Origin of the sequence: Amycolatopsis sp. FU40 (assembly GCF_021903635.1) — a bacterium.
GTDB classification, from domain to species: Bacteria; Actinomycetota; Actinomycetes; order Mycobacteriales; family Pseudonocardiaceae; genus Amycolatopsis; species Amycolatopsis dendrobii.
In genome coordinates, this window is the sequence record NZ_CP091381.1 from 2552670 (window position 1) to 2572463 (window position 19794).

General features: G+C 70.4%; 18 protein-coding genes. 7 read left to right on the forward strand and 11 right to left on the reverse strand.

Annotated features, from left to right (window positions below):
• Nucleotides 1-124 precede the first annotated feature (124 nt).
• Genes L3Q65_RS12670 through L3Q65_RS12715 form a run of 10 tightly spaced genes read right to left on the reverse strand, consistent with a single transcriptional unit; the run spans nt 125 to nt 10168 of the window.
• Complete coding sequence (locus tag L3Q65_RS12670) at nt 125-1273, reverse strand: CoA transferase (protein WP_237599728.1); 1149 nt, start codon at nt 1271-1273, stop codon at nt 125-127.
• On the reverse strand, nt 1270-2082 hold the full coding sequence (locus tag L3Q65_RS12675; protein ID WP_237599729.1) for an enoyl-CoA hydratase/isomerase family protein: 813 nt from the start codon (nt 2080-2082) through the stop codon (nt 1270-1272). Before L3Q65_RS12675 ends, L3Q65_RS12670 begins: the two co-directional genes overlap by 4 nt.
• Complete coding sequence (locus L3Q65_RS12680) at nt 2079-3767, reverse strand: CoA-transferase (RefSeq protein ID WP_237599730.1); 1689 nt, start codon at nt 3765-3767, stop codon at nt 2079-2081. The genes L3Q65_RS12675 and L3Q65_RS12680 overlap by 4 nt, the downstream gene beginning before the upstream one ends.
• Nucleotides 3767-4219 (reverse strand): MaoC family dehydratase, encoded by a 453-nt coding sequence (locus tag L3Q65_RS12685; RefSeq protein WP_182889395.1) that lies wholly within the window; start codon nt 4217-4219, stop codon nt 3767-3769. Before L3Q65_RS12685 ends, L3Q65_RS12680 begins: the two co-directional genes overlap by 1 nt.
• Nucleotides 4216-5430, reverse strand: coding sequence for an acetyl-CoA C-acetyltransferase (locus L3Q65_RS12690; protein WP_237599731.1), 1215 nt, complete (start codon nt 5428-5430; stop codon nt 4216-4218). Before L3Q65_RS12690 ends, L3Q65_RS12685 begins: the two co-directional genes overlap by 4 nt.
• Complete coding sequence (locus tag L3Q65_RS12695) at nt 5423-6289, reverse strand: MaoC family dehydratase N-terminal domain-containing protein (protein WP_237599732.1); 867 nt, start codon at nt 6287-6289, stop codon at nt 5423-5425. Before L3Q65_RS12695 ends, L3Q65_RS12690 begins: the two co-directional genes overlap by 8 nt.
• Nucleotides 6286-7020: a 3-oxoacyl-ACP reductase FabG gene (gene fabG / locus L3Q65_RS12700; protein ID WP_182889392.1), complete on the reverse strand. Its 735-nt coding sequence runs from the start codon at nt 7018-7020 to the stop codon at nt 6286-6288. The genes L3Q65_RS12695 and fabG overlap by 4 nt, the downstream gene beginning before the upstream one ends.
• 9 nt (nt 7021-7029) lie before the next feature.
• Nucleotides 7030-8178: an acyl-CoA dehydrogenase family protein gene (locus L3Q65_RS12705; protein WP_237599733.1), complete on the reverse strand. Its 1149-nt coding sequence runs from the start codon at nt 8176-8178 to the stop codon at nt 7030-7032.
• A complete protein-coding gene (locus L3Q65_RS12710; RefSeq protein ID WP_237599734.1) occupies nt 8175-9002 on the reverse strand; it encodes a CoA ester lyase in 828 nt (275 codons plus the stop codon). The genes L3Q65_RS12705 and L3Q65_RS12710 overlap by 4 nt, the downstream gene beginning before the upstream one ends.
• The gene (locus L3Q65_RS12715) at nt 8999-10168 is read right to left on the reverse strand and encodes an acyl-CoA dehydrogenase family protein (protein ID WP_237599735.1); all 1170 of its coding nucleotides are present in this window, start codon (nt 10166-10168) and stop codon (nt 8999-9001) included. The genes L3Q65_RS12710 and L3Q65_RS12715 overlap by 4 nt, the downstream gene beginning before the upstream one ends.
• A 230-nt stretch (nt 10169-10398) precedes the next feature.
• Between L3Q65_RS12715 and L3Q65_RS12720 the strand changes: the two genes are divergently transcribed.
• Together L3Q65_RS12720 and L3Q65_RS12725 are read left to right on the forward strand one after the other, a co-directional pair.
• Entirely contained in the window at nt 10399-11076 is a 678-nt protein-coding gene (locus L3Q65_RS12720) for a GntR family transcriptional regulator (protein ID WP_237599736.1), read from the forward strand.
• Nucleotides 11077-11188: 112 nt separating this feature from the next.
• Complete coding sequence (locus L3Q65_RS12725; RefSeq protein WP_237599737.1) at nt 11189-12640, forward strand: amidase; 1452 nt, start codon at nt 11189-11191, stop codon at nt 12638-12640.
• Nucleotides 12641-12687: 47 nt separating this feature from the next.
• On the opposite strand, the gene L3Q65_RS12730 is transcribed toward L3Q65_RS12725, so the two are convergent.
• Nucleotides 12688-13626: an Lrp/AsnC family transcriptional regulator gene (locus L3Q65_RS12730; protein WP_237599738.1), complete on the reverse strand. Its 939-nt coding sequence runs from the start codon at nt 13624-13626 to the stop codon at nt 12688-12690.
• 180 nt (nt 13627-13806) lie between these two features.
• On the opposite strand from L3Q65_RS12730, the gene L3Q65_RS12735 reads away from it, so the two are divergent.
• From L3Q65_RS12735 to L3Q65_RS12755, 5 genes are all read left to right on the forward strand, one after another.
• Nucleotides 13807-15300, forward strand: coding sequence for a peptide MFS transporter (locus L3Q65_RS12735; RefSeq protein WP_237599739.1), 1494 nt, complete (start codon nt 13807-13809; stop codon nt 15298-15300).
• Entirely contained in the window at nt 15297-16502 is a 1206-nt protein-coding gene (locus L3Q65_RS12740; protein WP_182889384.1) for an amidohydrolase family protein, read from the forward strand. The genes L3Q65_RS12735 and L3Q65_RS12740 overlap by 4 nt, the downstream gene beginning before the upstream one ends.
• A 96-nt stretch (nt 16503-16598) precedes the next feature.
• Complete coding sequence (locus tag L3Q65_RS12745; RefSeq protein WP_237599740.1) at nt 16599-18053, forward strand: NAD(P)/FAD-dependent oxidoreductase; 1455 nt, start codon at nt 16599-16601, stop codon at nt 18051-18053.
• A complete protein-coding gene (locus tag L3Q65_RS12750) occupies nt 18050-19132 on the forward strand; it encodes a hypothetical protein (protein ID WP_237599741.1) in 1083 nt (360 codons plus the stop codon). The genes L3Q65_RS12745 and L3Q65_RS12750 overlap by 4 nt, the downstream gene beginning before the upstream one ends.
• Nucleotides 19133-19162: 30 nt before the next feature.
• Nucleotides 19163-19762, forward strand: a complete 600-nt coding sequence (locus L3Q65_RS12755) for a TetR/AcrR family transcriptional regulator (protein ID WP_237599742.1) — start codon at nt 19163-19165, stop codon at nt 19760-19762.
• Nucleotides 19763-19794: the final 32 nt, after the last annotated feature.

Below are 19794 nucleotides of genomic sequence, written 5' to 3' on the forward strand. Positions count from 1 at the left end.
CCTGCCACGGCTCGAGGCGGACCCGCTGCCTCGAGCCGGTTCGGGTGCGTCGTGGATTTCCAGCGCCCGGCGTGCACCCGTTCCGCGATCACGATCACGGCTTCGGGCTGCGAGCCCGACACCGTCAGCCCGCAGACCCGCCCAGCACCTCGTCATTGTGCTGGCCGACCTCCGGCGCGGGCCGTGGATCGAGCCGGCCGCCGTCCACCTGCACCGGCGACTTCGGCGCCCAATGCGCCCCGGCCCCCGGCTGATCCACCTTCCCGAACAGCGCCAGATCCCGCAGCGCCGCGCCGCCGTCCCGGCCGAGTTCGGCGAAGCTGCGGTACCGTTCCCACAAAATCCGGTGCCGGGCAAGCACTTCCGCCACCTCGTCGTACGGTGTCTGCCCGAACCACCGGGCCAGCAGCGGCGTGATCACGTCCCGATGCCGGTACCGGTCGGACTCGGTGGCGAACGAGATCCCCAGCGCCTCGCTCAACCCGGCGAAGGCGCCGGCCAGTCCGGTCGCGGCGAGCATCTTGTGCCAGTGCCGTTCGGTGAGCAGCACGATCATCACCCGGACCCCGTCGGCAGTCTCGAAATCGTCGCCGTAGGTGCCGTAGATCTCGTTGCCGGACTTGGTGCGCGAGTGGTCGGTCAGCTGCGCTTCGGCGAGATAACCGAGGTTCCCGGCGGTGGCGAGGGCGACGTCCTCCAGCGCTACCCGGATCGACCGGCCCTCGCCGGTGACCTGCCGGTGCCGTTCGGCAGCGAGCAGGCCCACCGCGAGGTACAGTCCGGCGCACACGTCCCAGGCGGGCACCACATGGTTGACCGGCTCGGTTCCGGTGCCGGTGAGCAGCGGGAAGCCGGTCGCGGCTTGGACGGTGTAGTCGACCGCGGCACCGCCGTCGGCTCGGCCGTCCAGCAGCACGTGGATGAGATCCGGCCGCCGCGCGCTCAGTGCCTCGTACCCGAGATCGGCGTGCCGGGAAGTGTTCGTCACGACCGCGCACGGGCCGCCGTCGAGAATCAGCTCGGCCACCCGGCGACGGTCCGCTTCGGACTCCAGGTCGACCGCGACGGCCCGCTTTCCTTTGTTCAGCCCGGACCAGTAGAGGCTGGTCCCGGAGTCGGACAAGGGCCAACGCGTGCGGTCCGCGGCGCCGCCGAGCGGTTCGACGCGCACGACGTCCGCGCCGAGCTGGGCGAGCGTGAGCCCGCACAACGGCGTCGCGACGTATGCGGACAGCTCGACCACCCGCAATCCGTCCAGCAGTGCGGGGTTCATGCGTCGTGCACCCGGGAGAAGTCCGGCTTGCGGCGTTCGCGGTGGGAAGCGAGGCCTTCGTGCACTTCAGGACCGCCGAACCCGTAGAACTCCAGTGCCAGCGAGGAATCGAAGATCGCGCCGGCGAGCTGGCGGTACCAGAGGTTGAGGCTCTGTTTGGTCCAGCGGATCGCGGTGGGCGCGCCGTTCGCCAGCTCGTGCGCGATCTCGCGGGCGGTGGGCAGCAGGTCGGCTTCTTCCTCGACGCACAGCGACACCAGGCCGATCCGCTCGGCTTCGGCGCCGTTCAGCGGGCGGCAGGTCATCAGGTAGTACTTGGCTTTCGCCATCCCGCACAGCAGCGGCCAGCACACCGCCGCGTGGTCGCCCGCGGCGACGCCCAGCCGGGTGTGGCCGTCGATGATCTTCGCGTTCGCGGTGACCACGGAGACGTCCGCGAGCACTCCGGCGACGAGTCCGGCGCCGACGGCGGGGCCGTGGATCGCCGAGACGATCGGCTTCGAGCAGTCGATCACGTTGTAGACGAGGTCGCGCGCCTCGCGCATGGTGCGGGAGCGGGCCTCGAAGTCGGTGGCCAGCTTTTCGACCAGGTCGAACGAGCCGCCCGCGGAGAAGCCCTTGCCTTCGCCGCGCAGCAGGACGGCTTTCACCGAAGGATCGCGGTCGAACTCGCGCCAGATGTCGGCGAGCTCGGCGTGCGCGGCTTCGCTGACCGCGTTGAGGTTCGGGGCGTCGAGGACGAGTTCGACGACGCCGTCCTCGTCCGGTCCGTCCACTCGCAGGTTCTCGAATCGTGCGTAGCGACTCATGCCGCTCCCTTCTTGCCGTCGCGGAGGAACAAGCCTTCGCGGTCGTATTTGCGCAGCTGTTGTGCGTCGTCCGCGGTCACCTCGGGCAGTTCGCGCAGATCGTCGGCGACAGCGAGGTCCCAGCCGCAGCGCGACCGGACCTGCGCGACGCGTTCGGCCAGCGGCTCCGGCCCGGGAGCGATCGCGGTGAGCACGAGTTCGCCGTCGCGCTGGGCGAGGATGCCGAGGTCGGTGACCACTGCCCGGACCCGCGCGCCGGGACTGGTGATGTAGCTGCACTTTTCGATGAACCGCCGCGGGCTCATCGTGCCGACGACGTACGTCTCGTCGGCGCCGGTCACGACGTCGTTGCCGCCGCCCGAACCGACGAGATACGGACCGCCGGCGACGCGGGTGGTGTTGATGTTGCCGTGCCGGTCGATTTCCGCGGCTCCGACGCAGGCGATCGACCGCGTGGCCGGGCCGTTCACGAGATTTCCCAGCGCCTGTTCGGTGTCGAGCAGCATCGAGGACGACGGGAAATTGGCGAAGCTGAAGATGAACGGGTCGCCGGGGGTCGGCGAGTAGTCCCAGAGGCCGAGTTCGGCCGCCAGCGCGACTTCGTGCCCCTCCGCCTTCGCCTGTTCGACGGCTGCCCAGGCGGCGAGGTTCGCCAGCCCGGCTCCGGCCAGCACCCCGTCGGCGCCGGTTTCGGCGATCCGCGCCCGGACGAGCGCGGCGAGCCACGTCGCCGCGCGTTCCGGACGGGTCACCGGCCCGGTGTGCTCGCCGCGGCCGGTGGGCGGCGTCGGCTGCCCGAGGGTCCGGGTCAGCGCGTTGAGCCGCGCTTCGCCGAGTTTGGCCAGGTAAGCGTCGTGATCCAGGAGGATCCACTCGCGGATCCAGTCGTCGAAGTCCGCCGAACGGCTGGCTTCCCGTGCCGCGATCCAGAACTCGACGTCCTCGGCGTAGCCGTCCACCGGCAGCCGCGCGCCTTCCGTACCGGGGAAGACTCCGCCGGGATGCGCGCCGAAGGGAGCCTCCGCCACGGCCAGCACCCGGTGCGCCGGAATCCGGACGAACGATGCCCACGGCCGCAGGTCGTCGACGACTTTCTCCACCGTCGCCAGCACCCCGCGACGCGCGGCGAACGCGCCGATCGAGCCCTCGAACATCGGCGGGGCGACGGCCAGATTGCCGTGCCGGTCGGCGACCGCCGCGTGCAGGATCGCGACGTCGGGGGTGAGCGGCGCGACCAGGCCGATGCGGCCGAACGGCGTGTCGACCTCCGCGTAGCCGGGGTTCTCGGCCATCGAGGAGTCGCGCACCGAGCCGGTGACCACTGCGGGCACGCCGGTCGCCGCGGCGCGCAGACCCTGGATGTAGCTCAGGAAAGACCAGTTCTCGACCTCGACCGAGCCGTCCGCGTAAGCCTGCTGGAACACCGGATTCGGGGTGAACACGGGAAACGAATCTCCCGAGTAGACAGTCACGACCTTCTCCAGGCACCCGGAACGGAACAGCACCGCGCCGAGCGACGACAGGCTCGCCATGATCAGCGTGAACCGCGACGGCTGCTGCCAGTGCTGCCGCGCGATCTCGCGCACCAGCGCGCTCCACCGGCTGTGGCCCAGGATGACGTGCAGCGCGTCGCCCTCGCGGACGTGGCGGGAGACGGCTTCGTCGAGACGGCAGAAATCGGTCATCAGGCCACGACCACCAAGGTTTCGGCGACGCACGCCGGTTTCCCGGCGCCTTCCAGCTCCACCGTGTACCGCGTGGTCACGGTGACTCCAGCGGCGCCTTCTTTCACCTCGGCGAACGACGCGCTGGCGCGCAGCCGCGAGCCGACCGGAACCGGCGCCGGGAAGCGGACCTTGCCCAGCCCGTAGTTGATCCGCGCGGACCCGAAGTCGAGCCGGACCAGCTGCGCGCTGAAGTACGGGATCAGCGACAGGGTGAGGAAACCGTGCGCGATCGTCGACCCGAACGGCCCGTTCGCGGCCCGCTCGGGATCGGTGTGGATCCACTGCCGGTCGCCGGTGGCCTCGGCGAACGCGTCGATCCGCGCCTGGTCGACGGCGAACCACCCGGTCGGCCCGATTTCCTCGCCGAGCGCGGCCCGTACCTCGTCCGCCGAGCCGAAAACCCGGGTCACTCCGACACCCGCTCGAAGACCGCGGCCAGCCCCTGCCCGCCGCCGATGCACATGGTTTCCAGCCCGTAGCGGGCTTCGCGGCGCTGCATTTCCCGCGCCATCGTGGCGAGGATCCGGGTCCCGGTCGCGCCGACCGGGTGGCCCAGCGAGATCCCGGAGCCGTGCACGTTGAGCCGGTCGAAGTCGGACTCGCCGAAACCCCATTCGCGGGTGCACGCCAGCGCCTGCGCGGCGAACGCCTCGTTGAGCTCGATCAGGTCGATGTCCGCGATCTTCAGCCCGGCACGTTCCAGCGCGAGCGCCGAAGCGGGCACCGGCCCGATGCCCATCACCTTCGGCTCGACCCCGGCGACGCCGTGCGAGACCAGCCGGACGAGCGGGCGCAGCCCCAGTTCCGCGGCGCGTTCGCGGGTGGTCACGACGCACACGGCGGCGGCGTCGTTCTGGCCGCTGGCGTTGCCCGCGGTGACCGTCGCCTCCGGATCCTGCTTGCCCAGCACCGGCCGGAGCTTGGCGAGGGTTTCGACGGTCGTGTCCGGACGCGGGTGCTCGTCGGTGTCCACGACGACGGTGCCCTTCCGCGTCTCGACCGGCACCGGGATGATCTCCTCGGCGAACACCCCGGACTGCTGCGCGGCGACGGCCCGCTGATGCGAGGCTGCGGCGAGCCGGTCCTGCTCTTCGCGGCTGATGCCGTACTGCCGCCGCAGGTTCTCCGCGGTCTCCAGCATCCCGCCGGGCACCGGGTAGTGCTTGCCGCCGGGCGTCTGACGGCCGCGCGTGAGCGAGTCGTGCAGGTGGACGCCCGCGCCGCTCGCGCCCCACCGCAGGTCGTTGGCGTAGAAGACGGTCTTGGACATGCTTTCCGCGCCGCCGGCGACGATGAGGTCGCTCGCACCCGCCTGCACTTGCAAGGCGGCGAGCAGCACCGACTGCAGTCCGGATCCGCAGCGCCGGTCGACCTGCATGCCGGGGACGGTGACCGGCAGCCCGGCGTCGAGGGCGACGACGCGGCCGATCGCGGGGGCTTCGGCGCTGGGGTAGCAGTGGCCGAGGATGACGTCGTCGATCGCGTCGGCGGGCAGGCCGGTGCGTTCCAGCAAGCCCTTGAGCGCGATCGTGCCGAGGTCGGCGGCGGGGACGCTCTTCAGCGCTCCGCCGAAGCGGCCGATCGGCGTGCGGACAGGTTCGCAGATGACGGCGTCACGCATGGGAAGTGCCTTCCTCGTGATAGTCGGCTTCGAGGCTGGTGCGCGGCCCGGCGTCCCCGACGAGGGTCAGGGTCGCGCCGCCGGGCCGCGGCTCGGTGCGCAGTCGCGCGGGCTGGCCGCAGAACAGCGGGGCCAGGTTGCGGTGCGCCAGCCGGGTCACCCGCGCACCGGGGGAGTCCAGCCGCAGCACCTCGGCCAGCGCGAGGGACATCAACGGGCCGTGCACGACCAGGCCGGGATAGCCCTCGGTCCGGGTCGCGTAGGGCCAGTCGTAGTGGATGCGGTGCGCGTTCGCGGTGGCTGCGGAGAAACGCATCAGCAAGGCGGGATCGGTGGCGAAGCCCCAGCCGTCGTCGCCGCGGCGGAACGGGGCTCCCGCCAGTTCCGCAGGTTCCCCGGGCGCCGCCTCGGAGGCGGTCGCGCCCGCTTCGCGGTAGATGATGTCCTGTCGTTCTTCGACCAGCGGTGAACCGTCCACACCGGACAGCACGGTCCGCACCACGACGATCACCAGCTTCCCGGAGCGACCGGATTTCTCCGTCACCGAGTCCACAATGGAGCGGCGGGTCACCGTCTCGCCGATCTTCGGGGCCCGGCGCAGCAGGACTTCCCCTCCGGCGAACATCCGCCGCGGCAGGTCGATCGGCGGCAGGAACGTGCCGCGCACGGGGTGTCCGTCGGGGCCGAGTCCGGAAGAGACCGGCCAGCGGGGGAGTGCGACCCAGTGCCACAGCGGCGGCAGGTCGTCGCCCGGCCGCGGCGCCGGCAGCCCGTTGTCGAACAGCGCGGCCAGGGCCGCGACCGGGGCCGGGTCCACCAGCTCAGCGGTCGTGACCGCGTGCGGTTCCCATCCGGTCACATGAACCGCCCGCCGGTCACCTCGAGCACCGTGCCGGTCATGTAGGAGGACAGATCGGACGCGAGGAACAGCGCCACCGAAGCGATTTCGCCGACCTCGCCCGCACGGTGCATCGGGATCTCGGCCATCTTCTGGTCCCACGCCTTCTGCGGCATGGCCTCGGTCATCGCGGTGCGGATCAGGCCGGGCTGGATCGCGTTGACCCGGACGCCGTGGTGCGCCATCTCCTTCGCGGCAGCCTTGGTCAGCCCGACGATCCCGGCCTTGGCGGCGGAGTAGTTGGTCTGCCCGACCATGCCGACCTTGCCCGACAGCGAGGACAGGTTCACGATCGCGCCGCTCTTGCGTTCGCGCATGATCGCGGCGGCCTTGCGGGTGCCGTTCCAGGTTCCCTTGAGGTGTACGGAAATCACCTGGTCGAACTCGTCCTCGGTCATGGTCCGCATCGTCGCGTCGCGGGTGATGCCCGCGTTGTTGACGAACACGTCGACCGGGGAGAACGCCTTGTCCGCGGCGGCGAGCAAAGCGTCCACATCGGATGCTTTGGTGACGTCGCAGGCGACGCCGACGGCTTCCCCGTCCAGGCTCTCGGCGGCTTTCGCGGCCGCTGCGCCGTCGATGTCGCCGAGCACCACGCGGGCGCCCTGGGCGACGAACAGCTGGGCGATGGCGAGTCCGATGCCTTGCGCGCCACCGGTGACGACAGCGGTCCGGCCGTTGAGCAGAGTCATGGGATTCCCTCAGATCTTGTTGCGCGCGACGAGTTGCGCGGCGATGACGTTGCGCTGGATTTCGTTGGTGCCTTCGCCGACGATCATCAGCGGCGCGTCGCGGAAGTAGCGTTCGACGTCGTATTCCCGGGAGTAGCCGTAGCCGCCGTGGACGCGGATGGCGTCAAGCGCGACCTGCATCGCGGTTTCCGACGCGAACAGCTTCGCCATCCCGGCTTCCATGTCCGCGCGTTCGCCCGCGTCGAGCTTCTCCGCAGCGTCCAAAGTGAGCAGTCGCGCCGCGCGCATCTTCGTGGCCATATCGGCGAGAAGGTTGCCGACGGACTGGTGTTTCCAGATCGGCTTGCCGAACGACTCGCGTTCCTGGGCATAGCGGACGGCGTCGTTCAACGCGGCCTGCCCGACGCCCAACGCGCGCGAAGCGACCTGAATCCGGCCGACTTCCAGCCCGCGCATCATGTGCGACCAGCCCTGGTTCGGCGTGCCGCCGAGGACCGCGTCCGCAGGCACCTGCTGGCCGTCGAAGACCAGTTCGCAGGCTTCGACGCCGCGGTAGCCGAGTTTCGGGAGCTTCTTCGAGATGGTGAGCCCGTCGCCGGGTTCGACCAGCAGCACGCTCATCCCGCGATGGGCGGGGGAAGCGGCGCGATCGGTGATGCACAGGAGGCCGATCAGGCCGGAGTGCGCGGCGTTGGAGATCCAGGTTTTCGACCCGGTGACGGTGTAGCCCTTTTCGCCCGGCACCGCCTGGGTGCGCATCGCCTGGAGGTCGCTGCCGCCGCCGGGTTCGGTCAGCGCCATTGTCGCGCGGATCCGTCCCTCGGCCATGGCGGGCAGGTACTTCTCGCGCTGCTCCGGCGTGCCGAACGTCTTGATCAGATAAGTGATGACGGAGTGCCCGCCGATCGCGCCCGCCAGGCTCATCCAGCCGCGCGCGAGTTCCTCGGTGACGCGGGCGAAACACGCGGTGCTGACGTCCACGCCGCCGTATTCGGCCGGGGCGAGCAGCCCGAAGAAGCCGAGTTTCTTCATCTCGTCGATGAACTCGGCGGGGTAGATGTCGTCGGCCTCGAATTCGCGGACCCGGGGCCGGACCCGTTCGTCCACGAACTCCGCGACCAGGGCGACCATCTGCTGTTCGTCGTCGGCGAGCGTCATCGCCCGTTCCCTTCTCGTGCCTGCCGGAGCACCCGCTGGGCGCGCTCCAGCACCGGCTTGTCGACCATCTGCCCGTTCACCGCGACCGCGCCGTCCGCGCCGGCGTCGAGGATCGACTGTGCCCAGCGGACTTCCTCGCGCGTCGGCCGCAGCGCCGCGGCGGCGACAGGTACCTGTTTCGGGTGCACGCACAGCTTTCCGGCGAACCCGAGCCGCCGCGCGTAGTGGACCTCGTCGGTGAGGTGCGGCTCGTTGTCCAGCTCCGCGGTGACGCCGTCGATAGGTCCGGGCAGTCCCGCTGCCGCGGAGGCGAGGACGACCGCACCGCGCGCGGCGACGAACGCGTCCCGGTCAGCTGGATCGGCGCCGAGCTCCGCGGCCAGATCGAAGCTGCCGAACGCGAGGCGCTGCACGTTCGGCACGGTCGCGGTCTCGCGCGCGTCCAGGACGCCGCGCGCGGTCTCGACCAGCGCGATCAGGACCGGCAGGACGCCGAGCTGCTCGGCCGCCGCGCGCGTCGTCGCCGGTTCGGCCTTCGGCAGCATCACGGTGCACCGGCGCCGCCTGAGCACGGCGAGGTCTTCGTCGTGCCAGGCGGTGCCGGCGGCGTTTACCCGCACCGCGCACTCGGGGTTCTCCTCGAGCCACGCGACGACTTGTTCCCGCGCGTACGCCTTGCGGTCGGGTGCGACGGCGTCCTCCAGATCGAGCACGACCAAGCTCGGCCCAGCCGCCATCGCCTTGCCGAACCGCTCCGGCCGGTCGCCCGGGACGAACAGGAGCGTCGTGGCCTCCCGCGCCCGCGTGGCCGCGCGGCTGGTCATTTCTGCGCCTTCTTCGCCTGCCGGACCAGGCCGCCGCCGATGATGAGACGCTGGATTTCGCTGGTGCCCTCGTAGAGCCGCAGCAGCCGGATGTCGCGGTAGATCCGCTCGACCGGCACGTCTCGCATGTACCCGGTGCCGCCGTGGACCTGCACCGCGAGGTCGGCGACCTTGCCCGCCATCTCGGTGCAGTACAGCTTCGCGGCCGAGGGCCCGATCCGGCGGTCTTCGCCGGACACGTAGCGCGCCGCGGTCTCCCGCACCAGCGCACGTCCGGCCAGCACGCCGGTCTGCTGATCCGCCAGCATCGCTTGCACCAGCTGGAAATCGCCGATCGGCTGACCGCCCTGCGTCGCCGAAGCGGCGTACGCGACGGATTCGTCCAACGCCCGCTGCGCGGAACCCACGGCGAGCGCGGCGATGTGCACGCGACCCCGCGCGAGAGAGGTCATCGCGGCGCGGTACCCGTCGTCTTCGTTGCCGCCGACGAGCGCGGAGGCAGGCACTCGGACGTTGCTGAAGGTGACGTCCGCGGTCCAGGCGCCCTCCTGGCCCATCTTCTTGTCCTTAGGCCCGACCGCCAGCCCCGGCGTGTCCGCGGGCACGAGGAACACCGCGATGCCCGGCCCGGAGTCGTCGGCGGGACGGGTGCGCGCGAAGACGACGAACAGATCCGCGATCGGTGCGTTGGTGATGAACCGCTTCTGCCCGTCGATGACCCAGTCGTCCCCGTCGCGCACCGCCTTGGTGCGCAGCCCGGCGGGATTGGACCCGGCGCCGGGCTCGGTCAGCGCGAACGACGCGACGACCTCGCCCGAGGCGATGCGCTCCAGCCACTGGCTCTTCTGCTCGTCGGTGCCGAAGCCGACCAGCACCTGCCCGGCGATGCCGTTGTTGGTGCCGAACATCGACCGCAGCGCCAGCGACGTGTAGCCGAACTCCATCGCCAGTTCGACGTCCTGGGTCAGGTCGAGCCCGAGCCCGCCCCATTCCTGGGGGATCGCGTAGCCGAACAGGCCCATCTCCGCGGCCTGCGCGCGCAGATCGTCCGGGATGGCGTTGCCGTCCATGATCTCCTGCTCGCGCGGGACGACCTTGGTCCGGACGAAGTCGCGCACCAGCTCCAGGATGGGCCGGAAGTCCTCGGGGGTAACCGCTGCTGCCATGCCGCCCACTATGACCCAGATCGCCCGCTGAGAAAATACTTTATCAGAAATCATCGAATGTCTCACACTGCCGGGCGACGCAGGCTGCCAGTGAGTGCGCAGGTCAGCGGCAGTTTTTGGCAGCGAAGGGCGCTCCCGGCGGAGGCGGCTCACCCGCCTGAGCGAGCCCCTGCCGTGTAATACTTCATCCGATACCGCCGCCGACGCAGGGATGGGAGAAGGTCGTGGCGATGCCCGAAACCACGAGTGCCGGACCGCGCCGCACCGGTCCGGGGAATCTCAAGGCGATGGCCGCCCAGGAGATCCGGCGCCGCGTCTTCTCCGGCCAGTTGCGCGCCGGCGCGAAGATCGACCAGGAAGCGCTGGCCGACGAACTCGGCATCAGCAAACTGCCGATCCGCGAAGCCCTGATCACCCTCGACCACGAAGGCGTGGTCGAGCACATCGCCCGCCGCGGCGCGTTCGTCGCCCGGATGACGCGCGACGACATCCGGGACCATTACCGCGTGTTCGGCGTCGTGTCCGGACTGGCCGCGGAGCGCGCGGCGAGAAACCTCTCTCCGGAAAGCCTCCAGGCGCTGCACGATCTCGCGGACCGGATGGAGTCCGCGGTGGACCGGGCCGAACAGGAACGGCTGAACTACGAGTTCCACCGGAGAATCAATTACGCCGCCGACTCGCGGCGGCTCCTGTCGCTTCTCGGCATTCTGGCCAAAACCGTGTCGCACGGTTTTTACGAGGCACACGAGGACTGGCCGGTCAAGGCCCGGGGCGACCACCGGCTGATCCTGGACGCGCTGTCCGCCCGCTCGGCCGCCCGGGCGCGCACGCTGGTGGAGAAACACCTCGCCGACGCGGGCGAGCGCGCGGTGGCTTTGCTGGAACAGCAAGGATTCTGGGACCGCTGACCGGTTCGCGCGGCTCATCTCGCAGCGGCCGGACCGCGTCCGTCGACGAAAGGTCGTCGTTGCGGAAAATAATGTTTTATGGCTCCGCCGGGTGCCCGTTACGGTCGAATTCATGGAGCGGAACTTTCACTCGGCCGAAGAACTCACGGCCGCCATGCGGGCAGGCGAAGCGACCTCGGCGGAGCTGACCGACGAGGCGATCGCCCGCATCGAGCGGGAAGACAAAGCACTCAATGCGATGTGCGTCCCGGACTTCGACCGTGCCCGCGCCGCCGCGCAGGAGGCCGACCGGGCGCGTGCCCGCGGCGAAGATCGGCCGCTGCTCGGAATCCCGGTGACCGTCAAGGAGTGCTACAACGTCGCCGGTCTGCCCACGACCTGGGGCATGCCGCAGCACCGGGACTTCCTGCCCGCCGAAGACGCGGTCCAGGTCTCGCGGCTCAAGTCCGCAGGCGCGGTCATTCTCGGCAAAACCAATGTGCCCCTTGGCCTTCAGGGCTTGCAGAGCTCCAACCCGGTTTACGGCACCACCAACAACCCGTGGGACCACGACCGCACGCCAGGCGGTTCTTCCGGCGGGTCGTCGGCGGCGCTGGCGGCGGGTTTCGGCGCCCTGTCCATCGGCTCCGACATCGGCGGCTCGCTGCGCACCCCCGCGCATTTCTGCGGTGTCTACGGGCACAAGCCGTCGCTGGGCCTGGTGGCGAACCGCGGCATGGTGTTGCCGAACGAACTGCCGTTGCCGCACGACCTGGATCTCGCCGTCGTCGGCCCGATGGCGCGCACCGCCCGCGACCTGGCGCTGCTGCTCGACGTCATGGCCGGACCGGACCCGCTGACCTACGGCGTGGCGCACGACCTGGCCCTGCCGCCCGCACGCCACGAGCAGCTGGGCGACTTCCGAGTTTTGCTCCTCGAAGACCACCCCTTCATCCCGACCGGCAGCGCAGTACGAGCCGGAGTGAACCGGGTAGCCGACGCACTCGCCGACGCCGGCGCCCGGGTCGAACGACACAGCCCGTTGCTGCCCGACCTGACCGAAGCCGCGACGCTCTACACGCAACTGCTGTTCTCCGGCTCCGTCGCGCGCTTCCCAGTCGACGCCTACGAACAACTGCAGGCCCGTGCCGCCGGACTGAGCGCGGACGACGAGAGCCTGGACGCGGCGCGACTGCGGGGAATGGTGCTCACCCACCGCGACTGGCTCGGAGTGAACCACCGCCGAGAACTGCACCGTTACGGCTGGCGACAGTTCTTCGCCGAGTTCGACGCCGTGGTGTGCCCGGTGACGCCGACGCCCGCGTTCCCGCACGACCACAACCCGGATCTGCTGGCCTGCCGGATCGACATCGACGGCGTCGAGTACCCGTTCTTCGACCAGCTCGTCTGGGCCGGCGTGGCCACCATGCCCGGTCTGCCCGCCACGGCGATGCCCGCGGGCTTCTCGCCGGAGGGGCTGCCGGTGGGGGTGCAGGTCGTCGGCCCGATGTTCGAGGACCGGACGCCGCTGCGGCTGGCGGAGCTGCTGGAGGAGCGGATCGGCGGGTTCCAGCCCCCGCTCTGAGCGAGCGGCAGCGGTTCCGGAACGTCCGCTGTGGATAGTCCGCCCGCTCAGCCCTGGCCGGGGTCGACGGCGGTGAGCGGGCGGTCATTCTCCTCCTTGACCGCCCGCAGATGGCTCCAGGACTCGACAGTGCGCACGCCGGGCAGCTCCCGCAGCCGTTCGAGCGTGTCCAGCACCTCGTCGGGGGACTGTGCCTGAATGCTGCCGATTCCGTTGCACCAGCCCACTCCGGTCGCGAAACAGTCGATGTTCTCGAACTCCGCGATCCGGCGGGCCACCGGTTCGGCATCGCCGGTCACGTGCACCGCGAAACCGATGGTGCGGGTGCGCGTCGAGCGGCTGAGCCGCACCAGCGCGCCGATGTGGACGACGCCGGACTCCAGCAGCCGGAGCACCCGGGCCCGCGCGGCCCCGGGAGAAAGGCCGGTCGCTTTCGCCAGTTCGGCGAACGACGCGCGCCCGTCGTCGCGCAGCTGCGCGAGCAGCGTGTGATCGACGTCGTCCAGTTCGAGGTCCGCGAGCGGCCCCGGGCTCTCCAGCGGTCCCGGCGGGAAATAGGGGTCCTTCCAGACCCGCAGATACGTGATCGCCTGCACCGCCCGGACGCCGGGGACGGCCTGTACGCGGGCCAGTCCCGCCGCGAAGGCCTCCAGGTCGGCGGCTCGCAGCTCGGCCGTCACCGCGAACCGGCCCGCGGTGGTGGTGACGAACGAGGTTTCGCCGAGCGCCGCGATCCGCTCGGCGACCGGACGGGCGGCGCCCTCGGTCTCGACTATCACGTGCCCGAGCTGGTGGAGACCGAACACCGCCGGGTGGATCGCACCGACCAGCCGGAGCCCGCCCTCCTCGATCAGCCGCTGCACCCGCGCCTTGGTGGTCGAGCGGGCGAGCCCGACCAGGCGGGCCAGCGTCTCGAACGACGCGCGCCCGTCCTGTTGCAGTGCACGGACGAGCAGCTCGTCGACGTCGTCGGAGGTTCCTGGCACGGGGAAGAACCTAGCCGATCTCCCCGAGCTCGGCGAATATTCTGCACTTAAGGCATGTCGAAAGACGATGCGGCGGCTCAGGTAATACCAGGCCGACGAATCGGCTATTGATTGGCGCATCTGGCAGATGTACCGTCTGCTCCCATCGGAGCGGCGGTCGACGCGGAAGGTGCGGTGGGCATGGGGAAAGAACGGGCGTTCTTCGGTCAGCCCCGCGGCCTGGTGGGGCTGTTCTTCGCCGAGGCGTGGGAGCGGTTCTCCTACTACGGCATGCGCGCGCTGCTGCTTTACTACATGACCGACCGGCTCTCCGACGGCGGCCTCGGCCTCCGCCCGGAGAGCGCGAAGCCGCTGATCGCGGTCTACGGTTCGGCCATCTACCTGGCGGCGATCCTCGGCGGCTGGATCAGCGACCGGCTGCTCGGCGATCGCAGGACCACTCTCGTCGGCGGGTTCCTGATCATGTGCGGGCACATCTGCCTGGCCGTCCCGGCGGGCGCCGGAGCGCTGTTCGCCTCGATGGTCTTCATCGTCGTCGGAACGGGACTGCTGAAACCGGCGATTTCGTCCTCTGTCGGCGATCTGTACCCGGCCGACGATCCGCGGCGCGACTCCGGGTTCAGCATCTACTACATGGGCATCAGCGTCGGAGCGGTGGCCGCCCCGCTGGTCGTCGGCACTGTGGGCCAGGATTACGACTACCACGCCGGTTTCGGGATCGCCGCGGCGGGAATGGCGGCCGGCCTGCTGGTCTATCTCCGGTCGCAGCGGCGCCTCAACCCGGTGGGCAATCGCCCGAAGAACCCGTTGCGGCCGGCCGAGATCCCGCGGGCGCGGCTTGTCGCGGCCGTCGCCGGAATCGCTGTTCTGGCCGTGTTGGCGGTGCTGACGGTCAGCACCGGAATCCTCGACGCCGACGGCGCGGTCAACCTCATCAGCGTGCTGGCGATCGCGCTTCCCATCGGCTACTTCACGGTCATGCTGCGCAGTTCGCGCACCACCCGGGCCGAGCGCGCCAGGGTGCGCGCCTACATTCCGATGTTCGTCGCGGCGGTCGCGTTCTGGTGCATCCAGGAACAGGGCGCGACGGTCATCGCGCAGTACGCGGGCGAAAGCACCGATCTCGACGCGTTCGGGTTCGCGATCCCGGCGTCGTGGTTCCAGTCGGTCGGCTCGCTGGTGCTGATCGTGCTGACTCCGCTGTTCGCGATGCTGTGGCTGCGGCTGGACCGCTCGCCCCGTTCGCCTTCGACCGCGCACAAATTCGCCGCGGGACTGGCGATCGCCGGTCTGTCGTACCTGCTGATGGTGGTGCCCGCGGCGCATCCGGGGCAGACCAACCCGCTGTGGCTGGCCGGCAGCCTCGCGGTGGTCACCGTCGGCGAGATGTGCCTCTCGCCGATCGGGCTGTCCGCGACGACGAGGCTGGCGCCCGCGGCGTTCGCGACGCAGACGATGGGGTTGTGGCTGTCGTCGAACGCGGCCGGGCAAGGCATCGGCGCCCAGCTGGTGAAGTTCTACGACGCCCGTTCGGCGGCAGGTTACTTCGGCGCGCTCGGCGCGGGCGCGGTCGTGCTGGCTTTGCTTTTGTTCGCACTGGCTCCGCTCATCCGGCGGCAAGCGACGAAAAGGGGGTCCACAATGGACCGCAACCAGGCGGCGGTGAGCCGGTGAAGCGGGTCGTTTTCCGGGGCGGAACTCTGTTCGACGCGGAGTCCCGGTGCGCGGACCCGGCGGACGTAGCGGTGGAAGACGGCCGGATCGTCGAAGTCGGAACCGGCCTCGACGGAGACGAGGAAGTCGACTGCGCCGGCAGGGGAGTGCTGCCCGGCCTGATCGACTGCCACGTGCACGTCACGATGACCAGTTCGGATCTCTTCGAGAGCGTGCAACAGCCGTTTTCGCTCCAGTTCTACGAAGGCGCGCGGAACATGGCGCGGACGCTGGCCGCGGGCGTCACGACCGTCCGGGACGCCGCGGGCGCCGACCTCGGGATGCGCGTGGCGCAGGAGCGCGGCCTGATCGCCGGGCCCCGTATGCAGATCTCGCTGAACATGCTGAGCCAGACGGGCGGGCACGGCGACCCGTGGTGGCCCTCGACGTGCGTGGTGGACCTGCTGCCGCCGCACCCGGGCCGCCCGCCCGTGGTGGTGGACGGCCCGGAGGAGATCCGTCGCAAGGTCCGGGAACTGGTCCGCGCGGGCGCCGACGTCATCAAAGCCGCGACCAGCGGCGGCGTCGTGTCCGGCGGCGCCGGGCCGAAGATCGCGCACTTCCGCGACGACGAGATCGCCATGATGGTGAACGAGGCCGCGGCGGCGGGACTGCCCGTGATGGCCCACGCCCACGGCGACGGCGCGAAGGCGGCCGTCCGCAACGGAGTCCGCTCCATCGAACACGGCCATTTCCTGGACGACGAGACACTCGAGATGATGGCCGCGCGCGGCACCTGGCTGGTCCCGACCCTCAGCGCCGGAGTCGGTCTGCGGCAAGCGGTCGAAGCCGGAGCCGGGTATCCCGAGCACATCGTCGAGAAGATCAAGGAACGCACCGAGAGCAGCGTCCGGCGCGCGGTCGAGGCAGGCGTCCCGATCGCGATGGGCACCGACGCGCCGCTGTACCCGCACGGGGAGAACCTGCTGGAGCTGGAGCTCCTCGTCGAACAGGGCATGCGTCCGGCCGACGCCTTGCACGCCGCGACACTGTCCGCGGCGAACCTGATGGGCCTCGGCTCGTCGCTGGGCTCGCTGGCTCCCGGCAAGCGCGCGGATCTCGTCGTCGTCGACGGCGATCCTCTCGACGTGCGGGATCTGGGCAAGCGGGTCCTCGCGGTGTACCAGGACGGACGGCTGGTGCACGCGGCCGACCGCGGGTAACCCCGGGCTGGTCGCCGACCGGGCCGATTGACACACCGGGCCGTCATTCATACATTGTCTCGAAAGTTGTATGAATGACGAGCGGAGCTGGTTCGGATGAATCTCGGCAAGACCGCTGTCGTCCTCGGCGGAAGCGTCGCGGGCCTGTGTGCCGCCGGGGCGCTGTCCCCGTATTTCGATCAGGTGCTCGTGCTGGAGCGCGACGAGCTGCCGGAGGAGGCCGAGCACCGGCGCGGGGTGCCGCAGAGCAAGCACCCGCATTTTCTGTTGAACTCGGGCCGCCGGGCGATCACCGCGCTCTTCCCCGGTTTCGAGGACGACCTCGTCGCGGCGGGCGGGCTGCACCTGATGCCCTCGATGGACGCCGCCTACCTGGACCGCGAGGGCTGGTCGGCGCGCAAACGCAGTGCGATGACGATGGTCTACAGCTCGCGCGTCCTCATCGAGCGCGTGCTGCGGGACAAGGTGCGTGCACTGTCTAATGTGGACCTCCGGGAGCGCGTGGCGGTGCGTGGCCTTGCCACTGCGGCCGGGGCGGTCACCGGCGTGGAAATCGCCGCGCCCGGGGGAGAGGAGCATCTCGACGCCGACTTCGTCGTGGACGCGATGGGCCGCGGCTCGCCCGTCGCGAACTGGCTGGTGGCGGCGGGCTGGCCGGAGCCGGAAGTGCGGACCCTCGACGCCAAGGTCACCTACACCTCGCGCTGGTACGAACTTCCCGCACGCCGTCCGGCGTCCTGGTGGTGGCAGCACCTGGTGCTCATGCCGACCCAGGACCGCGGCGAGCACCCCGCGGAGCACGAGTTCCTGGTGAACTTCTTCCCGATCGAGGGCGACCGGGTCATCGCCTGCATGGGTTCGTGGGGCCTGGAGATGCCGCGGACGGCCGAGGACTTCGTCGCATCGGCACGCCGGACGCGGACGCCGCTGTTCGCCGCCGCGATGGACCGGTGCACGCCGTCCTCGGAGGTGCACCTGACCCGGTCCACCGGCAACCGGTGGCAGCGCTACGACCGCTGGCCGAGCCCGCCGCGCGGCCTGGCGTTCGTCGGCGACTCGATCTGCGCGTTCAATCCGTTCTACGCCCAAGGCATCAGTTCCGCGTCGAGTTCGGCGCTGCTGCTTCGCGAACACCTGGCCCGCGCGCGCGATCTCGACGCGAGCTTCGACGCTCGATTCCTTGCCGCGCAACGCGACTTGCTCAAGGTGCCCTGGACTCTGGCGATGGCCCGGGACCGGGGTTACGAGTGCGCGGAGGGCACCGAACGGCTGCCCGGGTGGCAACGTCGCCTGCTGGCGGCCGTCTCCGCTCCCGCGTTCAGCCTGATCGTCGGCGCCGCCCGGGAGGACGACGTCGTCGACGAGCATTTCGCGAAGGTCTTCAACCTCGACGAGTCGCTGGGCGACATGGTGCGCACCCCGCGCGTGCTCGCCGGGCTGGCCCGCTACTGCGTCCGCTCCATGCTGGGCAGGCACCGGGTGCCCTTCGGCTTCGATCCCCAGGCCGAGCCGCCGGCCACCGACTACTCGCCGGCCGCGGTCGCCGGATGAGCGCCGGCTGCGGGCCGGAGGCGGAGGACGTCTCCCGGAGGCTTGGTTTCGACTGCCACGACGCCAGCCCGGTGGTCTCGGTCCGCGCGCCGTGGGACCTCGCGCACTGGACGATGCCGCTGCTGGAGGTGCTGATCGTCGGCGGCGCCGTGTTCGCGCTCTGGCACGCCGTGCGCCGCTATCGCGCGGGCGACCCGGTCAACCTGGCGCTGTGGTGGGCCTCGCTGGTCTATCTCGTCGTCACCGAACCGCCGCTGTACTTCCCCGAATGGTTCGGCCTCGACCGGCTGTACGGATTCATCTTCGCGCACAACCGGTTCACCGTGCAGTTCATGGGGGACCGGCTGCCGCTCTACATCGTGGCGTTCTATCCGGTGATCAGCCAGCTCGCGTACGAACTCGTGCGGTCGCTGGGGGTTTTCCGCCGCCGCGGCCCGCTGACCGGAGCCGTCGCCGTCGCATTCGCCTGCCAGGTCTTCTACGAGGTCTTCGACCAGGTGGGCCCGCAACTGAAGTGGTGGGCCTGGAACCCGGCCAACCAGGTCGTCAACCAGCCTGCGCTGGCCTCGGTTCCGATGACCAGCATGCTGCTGTTCGCCTCGGTGTCGATGGCGGCCATGACCTACCTCGTGGTGCGCTTCACCGGCGGCCGGCCGCACCGGGGCCGGCGGCTGGTTCCGCGCATTCTCGCGGCGGGCGTCCTCACCCCGTTCACCATGGCGGTCGCCGGGCTCCCGGCGAGCCTGTTCGGCGGCGACCATCCCAACCAGGTCGCGCAAGCCTGGATACTCGGCGCGGAACTGGGCTTGGTGTGGCTCGCCGGCGCTTGGATCGTCGTGGCACAGCTGCGCTCCGGCGAACGCGGCACCGGCGAGCCGCCGTCGGCTTTCGGCCGGTACTACCCCGCGATCTACCTGGGCGGCATGGCGGTGTGCTGGATCGGCGCGCTGCCCGCCTACCTCGGCGCCCGGGACGGCGTCACCAGCGACGGGTCCCCGATCGGGAGCGGACCGTACGCGCTCGCGTGCTTCATCGCCGCCGGTTCGCTGGTGGCCGCCGCGCGCCCCGCCCGTCGGTGACCTGCGGTCTCGTCTGGAACGATGAGCGCCATGGGGTACCACGGATGGCAGGGCGACCCGCCCGGCGCCGAAGACGAGGCACGCCGCCGGATCGTGCAGGCGGCGATCGCGTGCATCGACCGCGCCGGGCTGGCCAAGACCAACCTCTCCCACATCGCCGCCGAAGCCGGAGTCACCCGGCAGACCGTCTACCGCTATTTCCCCAGCCTGGCCGAAATCCTGCGTGCCGTCGCCCACGCGGGCGCCGAGGAGTTCGCCGAACGGATGCGGCGGCACCTGTCCGCGTTCGACAGCCCGGTCGAGGTCGCCGTCGAGTCCGTCGTGTTCGCCGTCCGCAGCCTGCCCGACGAGCCCTATCTCGGTTTGCTCCTGCGGGCCGGGGAAACCGACTACTTCACGGCCGGGACCGCCACGCCGCCGTCCTTTTCCCTCGGCGCGCGAATCCTGCGCGACACCGAGGTCGACTGGTTCGCCGCCGGGGTGCGCACCGACGCTGAACTCGAGGAACTCGCCGAGATCCTGATGCGGCTGTTCATGTCGTTCCTGCAGTACCCGTCGACGCCGCCGGCGACCGACGACGAACTGCGAGAGATGGTTCGCCGCTGGATCGGCCCGGCACTGCGGGGCTGATTCCCGGGAGTCCGCGAAGGACGCCCGGTCCT